Raw genomic sequence first — 6,804 nt, forward strand, 5'->3', positions numbered from 1 at the left:
CCCAGCCCAGCCCAGCCCAGCGCGGGGAGCGGGTTGCGGATCGCTCCCTCCGCGCGGGGCAGGCTGTGGGGCGTGGGGGCGTCCTGCCCGGAGGCCGGCAGTCCGCTCGGTCACCCTTCCGTCGGTCGGTCACCTTTTCGTCAGTCGGTCGGTCGGTCGCCCTTCCGTCGGTCGGTCGCCCGTCAGCCGGTCAGTCGCCCGTCCGCTGGAAGGCGCCCACGGAGGCGTCGGCCGCGTCCTCGGTCCCTTCCTTGACCGCCACCGGGCCGTACGACCAGGGGAAGTCCTGGGTGGCGGAGCCGCCGGGGAGACCGACCTGCAGGGTCTTGACGTCCAGGCTCTCGCCCGCGCCCTCCGGCCCGCGCACGTAGGTGATCGTGAAGGAGACCGATTCGCCCTCGGCCAGGGTCAGCTTCTGCGCTGTCGCGCCCTCGACGGGGGCCAGCGCGACGAGCTCGTCCCCGGCCGCCAGGCTCGCCTCGGGGAAGCCGTCCAGGACGCAGGTGGCACCCTGGTTGACGAGGTTCACGGGGACCTCGCCGGTGTCACCGGCGGCCGGGGCCTCGCTCGCGGGGCCGGCCTCCATGTCCACCGTCGCGCTCGAACAGGCCCCGCTCTCCTGCTTCGCGTCGTCCTTCGCCCCGTCCCCACCACCCTCGCCGCCGCAGGCGGTCAGCAGGAGGAGGGCGGTGACAGCGGTGACGGTGATCGGCATGGTGCGCATGAGGATTCCCCTGGGGTCGTGGAACAGCCCCCAGATCATCACACCCCGGGGATCCCTCCCTGCGCATCCGGAGGGCCGGTGTCCTTGCGGCAGGAGCAGGCCCTACGACCCCAGTCCCGCGGTCGGAAGCCCCGACGGCAGCCGGCCGCCCTCGGCCTTCGTGTACGTCTCGGTGCCGGGGGAGCCCTCCCAGGTGACCTTCAGGGTGGACCCGCTCACCGAGTCGACCGTGCCGCTCGCCCGGTCCTCGTTGCCGCCCGCGCACCGGAGAGTGATCGTCGGGGTTCCGGCATCCTCCTGTGTGGTGCCGCTGCACACGGTGCCGCCCGTGGCGAAGAGGGCCGCCTGCTCCCCGGTGAACATCAGCGCCACGGCCTTGCCGTCGACCGTGGTGAGCCAGCTGCCCTCCAGCTCGCCCGCCGGGGCGCTGCTCGTGGCCGGGCCACCCGTCTCGTCCGTCCCGCCGGTGCCACCGCCGGTACCCCCGTCGGGATCGGCGTCGGCCGAGGAGGACGCCCCGGCGGACGGCGTGGAGTCGTCGCCTGAGTCGCTGTCGTTGCTGCACCCGGTGAGGACGAGCGCGCCGGCCAGGCCTGTGGCCGCGACCGCGAGCCGTACGCGCCGGCGCGACACGGTGCGCCAGGAGTGCGACGCGGACGAGGCGGCCACTGAAGCCCTTACCGAGGACCCCTTCGAAAGCCTCTCCGAAGCCCTCTCCGAAGGCGCGTCCGAAGCTGCGCCCCGAGGTGCCCCCGAGGCCTCACCCGTGGCCCCCGCCGAGCCGGCCGAGCCGGCCGACGTCCCCGTACCGCCCTGATCCACCGATGTCACCGCGAGCCCCCTGCCCTGTAGCCGGCCACGTCGGCCGGAACGACCGCAGTCAGCTAACAGGACGTACCCGGCACCCCACCAGCCCGGTGACCCACCCCACCCCGCACCGCACCGTCGCCGCGCGGTGACGGGAACGGGAAAGGGGAGGAGAGGGGAAGAGGGAGGGAACGGCGCGGTGGCGAGGGCGGCACTCGCCGCGCTGCTCGGCGGCAGCTCGTGAGAGTGGTCGGGAAGGCCCGGGAGATGACCCTGCTTCGTTTCCTTGTGGCGAAAGGCAGTCGGCGAAGAAAAGAGACCGCTTGCAGGACTGGCGGGGGTGCGGGAGGACAGAGGAAGAAAACGAGGGAACATGAAGGCTCTTGTACGCGTCTCAACCCACACGGGGTCCGGCAGGTCGGGCCGCAGGGCTGTAACTGCGGGAACACCCCGCGTGCACGTGCATCTGCCCATGCGTTTGCACTTGAACAAAGCTATGATCCGGGTCAGTTGACCACTGCATCAATGGCAACACCAGCCAGTGCACAACGGGGAGCGACCTGTGGACCACGACGTGTACGACGGTGATGTGCACGACGGCGACGCGTATGGCGTCGCCGGCGCGTCCCGCGTGTTCAACGGCATGGCGGCCACCGGGCTGAACGGCGTGGCCTGGCAGAAGAGCCGGCACAGCAACTCGCAGGGTTCCTGCGTCGAGTTCGCCCGGCTGCCGGGCGGCGAGGTGGCGGTGCGCAACTCCCGCTTTCCCGAGGGGCCCGCGCTCGTCTACACCAGGGCGGAGATCGAGGCGATGCTCCTCGGCATCAAGGACGGCGAGTTCGACCACTTGGTCGCCGGCTGAAGAAAATGCCCGCCGAGCCCACCGCGCCCACCGGCCGCATCGGCACCGGCCTTGCCCGCCGCGTCGGCCTCGCCTGCCGTACCGGCCTCGCCCGGCACTCCCTGAATCCGGCGCGACGCGCGTAGAAGCGCGGCGCCCCAAGGCGCCGCTTCCGTCACGCACCGCCGGGAGGCCGCAGCAGGAAAAGCGCCCAGACCATCTTGCCGCGTCCGCTCCGCATCGGCTGCCAGCCCCAGCTGTCGCTGAACGACTCGACCAGGAGCAGCCCGCGGCCCGACTCCGCGGAGAAGTCGTCCGCGGTACGGGTGACGGGACTGTCGTGGCTCGGGTCGCGCACCGCGCAGACCAACCGTCCGGTCCACCGCAGCAGATGCAGCCGCACCGGAGCTTCCTGGTCCGTCAGCCGCGGCGCGCAGGCCGACAGGCCGTGCCGCAGGGCGTTGGTGACCAGCTCGGAGACGACCAGGCACACGTCGTCGAAGCGGTCGTCCAGGTCCCACTGGTCGCAGGTCTTCCGGGTGAACTGCCGCGCCTCGCGAACCGCTTCGTAGCGGGTGGGCAGGGAGCAGGAGGCGGCGTCGGACACGGCCGCGGGGTCCAGTGGCGGAAGGCCCTGCCGTAACGGCTCGAGCATGGTCGATCCATTCGTCCCCATGCGAGGCACTCCCGGGATTCGCGGTCGTAGCGATGCGGCGGTGGTGCGGAGACCATGGTTTCGGATGCGCACGGCAGATGCAAGGGCAGATGCACGTGCAGCTGACCGAAATAGACCCTGCCGTACCGCTTGTTGGTCAATTTTTCCGCCATATTCACGCCCCTCCTGTCACTTCCGTGGCCTGCTCTCGGCTCCTTCCTGCTCGAAACCTCCGCCCCGGTTCCATTTCCGTAACCGGGCGAGTACTGCTCGAAGTGTTTTAGTGGCAGACTTCGGCCCCTGGCAGACGTTGGGGAGGCTGGCGAACGTGAGCGCGGGAGAGCCGGGATCGGTGGTGCGGCGCATGCTGCTCGGATCACAACTCAGGCGACTGCGTGAGGCTCGGGGGATCACGCGCGAGGCGGCGGGCTATTCGATCCGCGCCTCCGAATCGAAGATCAGCCGGATGGAGTTGGGCCGGGTGAGCTTCAAGACCAGGGACGTCGAGGACCTGCTGACGCTGTACGGCATCGGGGACGAGCAGGAGCGCGCCTCGCTGCTCTCCCTGGCCAAGGAGGCCAATGTCGCGGGCTGGTGGCACAGTTACTCGGACGTGCTGCCCAGCTGGTTCCCCACCTATGTGGGCCTCGAGGGCGCCGCCGCACTGATCAGGGCGTACGAAGTGCAGTTCGTGCACGGTCTGCTGCAGACCGAGCAGTACGCGCGCGCGGTGGTCCGGCGCGGCATGCAGGGCGCGAGCGGGGCCGACGTCGAACGACGGGTGGCACTGCGCCTGGAGCGGCAGAAGTACCTGGTCGCGGAGAACGCCCCCGAGTTCCACGTGGTGCTCGACGAGGCCGCGCTGCGCCGGCCGTACGGCGACCGCGAGGTGATGAAGGGACAGCTCCAGCACCTGATCGAGGTCTCCGAGCGGCCCAACGTCCGGCTGCAGGTCATGCCGTTCGGGCTCGGCGGCCACTCCGGCGAGTCCGGCGCGTTCACCATCCTCAGCTTCCCCGAGTCCGACCTCTCGGACGTCGTGTACATGGAGCAGCTGACGAGCGCGCTGTACCTCGACAAGGCCGAGGACGTCGCCCAGTACGAGAAGGCGCTCAAGGAGCTCCAGCAGGACAGCCCGGGCCCCTCGGAGAGCCGGGACCTTCTGCGAGGTCTCCTCCAACTCTCTTGAAACACAAGTACGATGACGGCCGATCAGGCGCGCGCGGGACGGATCGCCACCGGGTCGTGCGGCCGGACCGGTCGTGCCCCGATCGCCCGGCCGGTCGCACGCCGGTCGCATGCCGATCGCCCGGCCGGTCGGGGTGTGAGCCGATCCGGGGTGGGCCCGCTTCGGCAGCGAGGGATTGAGGGGTTGAGGGATCACATGTCGTCGTACTTCACCGACCTGGCCCAGCAGTACATCGACGGTGAGTGGCGTCCGGGCACCGGCTCCTGGGACATCATCGACTTCAACCCGTACGACGACGAGAAACTGGCGTCGATCACGATAGCCACCGTCGACGAGGTCGACGAGGCCTACCGGGCGGCGGCCCGCGCGCAGAAGCAGTGGGCGGCGACCAACCCGTACGCGCGCCGCGCGGTGCTGGAGAAGGCGCTCGCGCTGGTCGAGGAGCGCGAGGAGGAGATCACCGAGGCGATCATCGCCGAGCTCGGCGGCACGCACCTGAAGGCGGCCTTCGAGCTCCACCTCGCCAAGGAGTTCCTGCGCGAGTCGGTGCACCTGGCGCTGCGTCCCGAGGGCCGGATCATCCCCTCGCCGGTGGACGGCAAGGAGAACCGCGTCTACCGCGTGCCCGTCGGTGTCGTCGGCGTGATCAGCCCGTTCAACTTCCCGTTCCTGCTGTCGCTGAAGTCGGTCGCCCCGGCGCTCGCGCTCGGCAACGGCGTGGTGCTCAAGCCGCACCAGAACACCCCCGTCGTCGGCGGGTCACTGATCGCGAAGATCTTCGAGGACGCGGGCCTGCCCGGCGGTCTGCTGAACGTCGTCATCACCGACATCGCGGAGATCGGCGACGCCTTCCTCGAGCACCCGGTCCCGAAGGTCATCTCCTTCACGGGCTCCGACGCGGTCGGCCGCCACGTGGCCACCGTCTGCGCCCGCCTCTTCAAGCGCTCGGTCCTCGAACTCGGCGGCAACAGCGCGCTGGTGGTCCTCGACGACGCCGACGTCGACTACGCGGTCGACGCGGCCGTGTTCAGCCGGTACGTCCACCAGGGCCAGGTCTGCATGGCCGCCAACCGGGTGCTGGTGGACCGCTCGGTGGCCGAGGAGTTCACCGAGAAGTTCGTCACCAAGGTCAAGTCCCTCAAGGCGGGCGACCCGCGCGATCCCGGGACCGTCATCGGCCCGGTGATCAACTCCCGGCAGGCGGACTCGCTGGACGGTGTCGTGGAGCAGGCGCTCGCCGAGGGCGCGACCGCCCTGGTGCGCGGCGCCCGGACCGACAACCTGGTCGAGCCGTCCGTGCTCACCGGCCTCCCCGCCGACTCCGCCCTGCTCCGGCAGGAGGTCTTCGGCCCGGTCGCCTTCCTCGTCCCGTTCGACGGTGAGGAGGAGGCCGTACGCCTCGTCAACGACACCCCGTACGGCCTGAGCGGCGCGGTGCACACCGGGGACGTCGAGCGCGGGGTCAACTTCGCCAAGCAGATCGACACCGGCATGTTCCACGTGAACGACGGCACCGTGCACGACGAGCCGATCGTCCCCTTCGGCGGAGAGAAGCACTCCGGCAGCGGCCGGCTGAACGGCGAGGCGATGCTGGACGCCTTCACCACGCTGAAGTGGATCTCGGTGCAGCACGGCCGCAGCGGGTTCCCCTTCTGATCGGTTCGATCGGTCACTTCTGACTCGCTCCTCCTTCCCGGGCCCTTGCGGACAGCAGCTGACCGCAAGGGCCCGTAGCGTCGTCGGTGTCAGGGAAACCGGGGCGGAAGCCCTCACCGACGAAAGGCGGCCGGCATGGTCACTCACGTGTCCGCGGAGACCCGGGGCGACGAGCGCGGGGCGCTGCTGGCGTTCATCGAGGAGCAGCGCGGGGGCATCCGCCGGTCGGTGCTCGGCCTCACCGACGAGCAGGCCGCGTCGCGGCCCAGCGCCAGTGAGTTGTCCCTGGCCGGACTGCTCAAGCACGTCGCCGAGATCGAGCAGGTCTGGATCGCCCGTGCCAAGGGCGAGCCGCCGGCCGTCCACCGGGACGAGTCGAACTGGCACGAGTGCTTCCGGCTGGTCGGCGAGGAAACCGTGGAGTCCTTTCTCGCGTACTACGAGAAGGTGGCCGCCGGAACGGAGTCGTTCATCCGCGCGGTGCCCAGCCTCGACGACACCTTCCTGATGGCGAAGACGTCCTGGAACCCGAAGGACGAGTGGCTCTCGATGCGCTGGCTGTGCCTCCACCTGATCCGCGAGACCGCCCGGCACGCCGGCCACGCCGACATCATCCGCGAGTCCCTGGACGGCGCCACGGCCTTCGAACTGGTCGCGAAGGAGCGGGGCAGCTCCTGGGAGTGACCGCCCGCGGCCTACGCTGGAACCCATGTCAGCGATCCGTCTCCTCGTGCTCGGCGCGGTGCGCCAGCACGGGCGGGCCCACGGCTACCAGGTGCGCAACGACCTGGAGTTCTGGGGCGCGCACGAGTGGTCCAACGCCAAGCCCGGCTCGATCTACCACGCCCTGAAACAGATGGCGAAGCAAGGGCTGCTGCACGCGCACGAGATCGCGCCCTCGACGGCCGGGGGCCCGCCGCGCACCGAGTACG

The 6,804-nt window shown here is 70.4% G+C and carries 8 protein-coding genes; 5 read left to right on the plus strand and 3 right to left on the minus strand.

From position 1 onward, the window contains the following. Positions 1–190: 190 nt before the first annotated feature. Positions 191–724 (minus strand): DUF4232 domain-containing protein, encoded by a 534-nt coding sequence (locus AOK11_RS35525; RefSeq protein ID WP_055597775.1) that lies wholly within the window; start codon positions 722–724, stop codon positions 191–193. Between the two features lie 102 nt (positions 725–826). Further along, on the minus strand, positions 827–1,393 hold the full coding sequence (locus tag AOK11_RS35530; RefSeq protein WP_055597770.1) for a hypothetical protein: 567 nt from the start codon (positions 1,391–1,393) through the stop codon (positions 827–829). A gap of 700 nt (positions 1,394–2,093) precedes the next feature. Between AOK11_RS35530 and AOK11_RS35535 the strand changes: the two genes are divergently transcribed. Next, entirely contained in the window at positions 2,094–2,393 is a 300-nt protein-coding gene (locus tag AOK11_RS35535; RefSeq protein WP_055597771.1) for a DUF397 domain-containing protein, read from the plus strand. Between the two features lie 154 nt (positions 2,394–2,547). Here AOK11_RS35535 and AOK11_RS35540 read toward each other — a convergent pair whose 3' ends face one another. After that, positions 2,548–3,048 (minus strand): ATP-binding protein, encoded by a 501-nt coding sequence (locus AOK11_RS35540; protein WP_240497616.1) that lies wholly within the window; start codon positions 3,046–3,048, stop codon positions 2,548–2,550. 343 nt (positions 3,049–3,391) lie between these two features. On the opposite strand from AOK11_RS35540, the gene AOK11_RS35545 reads away from it, so the two are divergent. From AOK11_RS35545 to AOK11_RS35560, 4 genes are all read left to right on the plus strand, one after another. After that, a complete protein-coding gene (locus AOK11_RS35545) occupies positions 3,392–4,216 on the plus strand; it encodes a helix-turn-helix domain-containing protein (protein ID WP_055597776.1) in 825 nt (274 codons plus the stop codon). 195 nt (positions 4,217–4,411) lie between these two features. Continuing rightward, a complete protein-coding gene (locus tag AOK11_RS35550) occupies positions 4,412–5,872 on the plus strand; it encodes an aldehyde dehydrogenase family protein (protein ID WP_055597773.1) in 1,461 nt (486 codons plus the stop codon). 135 nt (positions 5,873–6,007) lie between these two features. Beyond that, positions 6,008–6,556: a DinB family protein gene (locus AOK11_RS35555; protein ID WP_055597774.1), complete on the plus strand. Its 549-nt coding sequence runs from the start codon at positions 6,008–6,010 to the stop codon at positions 6,554–6,556. A gap of 25 nt (positions 6,557–6,581) precedes the next feature. Continuing rightward, positions 6,582–6,804, plus strand: a 223-nt coding sequence (locus AOK11_RS35560; protein WP_167353872.1) for a PadR family transcriptional regulator, incomplete at its 3' end; no start/stop codon positions are given.

Source organism: Streptomyces hirsutus (assembly GCF_001418415.1).
GTDB classification, from domain to species: Bacteria; Actinomycetota; Actinomycetes; order Streptomycetales; family Streptomycetaceae; genus Streptomyces; species Streptomyces hirsutus.

What these genes read in the sequence shown, in the direction of transcription:
- AOK11_RS35525 (WP_055597775.1), bottom strand. Translation starts at nt 724, where the DNA reads ATGCGCACCATGCCGATCACCGTCACCGCTGTCACCGCCCTCCTCCTG.
- AOK11_RS35540 (WP_240497616.1), bottom strand. Translation starts at nt 3,048, where the DNA reads ATGGGGACGAATGGATCGACCATGCTCGAGCCGTTACGGCAGGGCCTT.
- AOK11_RS35545 (WP_055597776.1), top strand. Translation starts at nt 3,392, where the DNA reads ATGCTGCTCGGATCACAACTCAGGCGACTGCGTGAGGCTCGGGGGATC.
- AOK11_RS35550 (WP_055597773.1), top strand. Translation starts at nt 4,412, where the DNA reads ATGTCGTCGTACTTCACCGACCTGGCCCAGCAGTACATCGACGGTGAG.
- AOK11_RS35555 (WP_055597774.1), top strand. Translation starts at nt 6,008, where the DNA reads ATGGTCACTCACGTGTCCGCGGAGACCCGGGGCGACGAGCGCGGGGCG.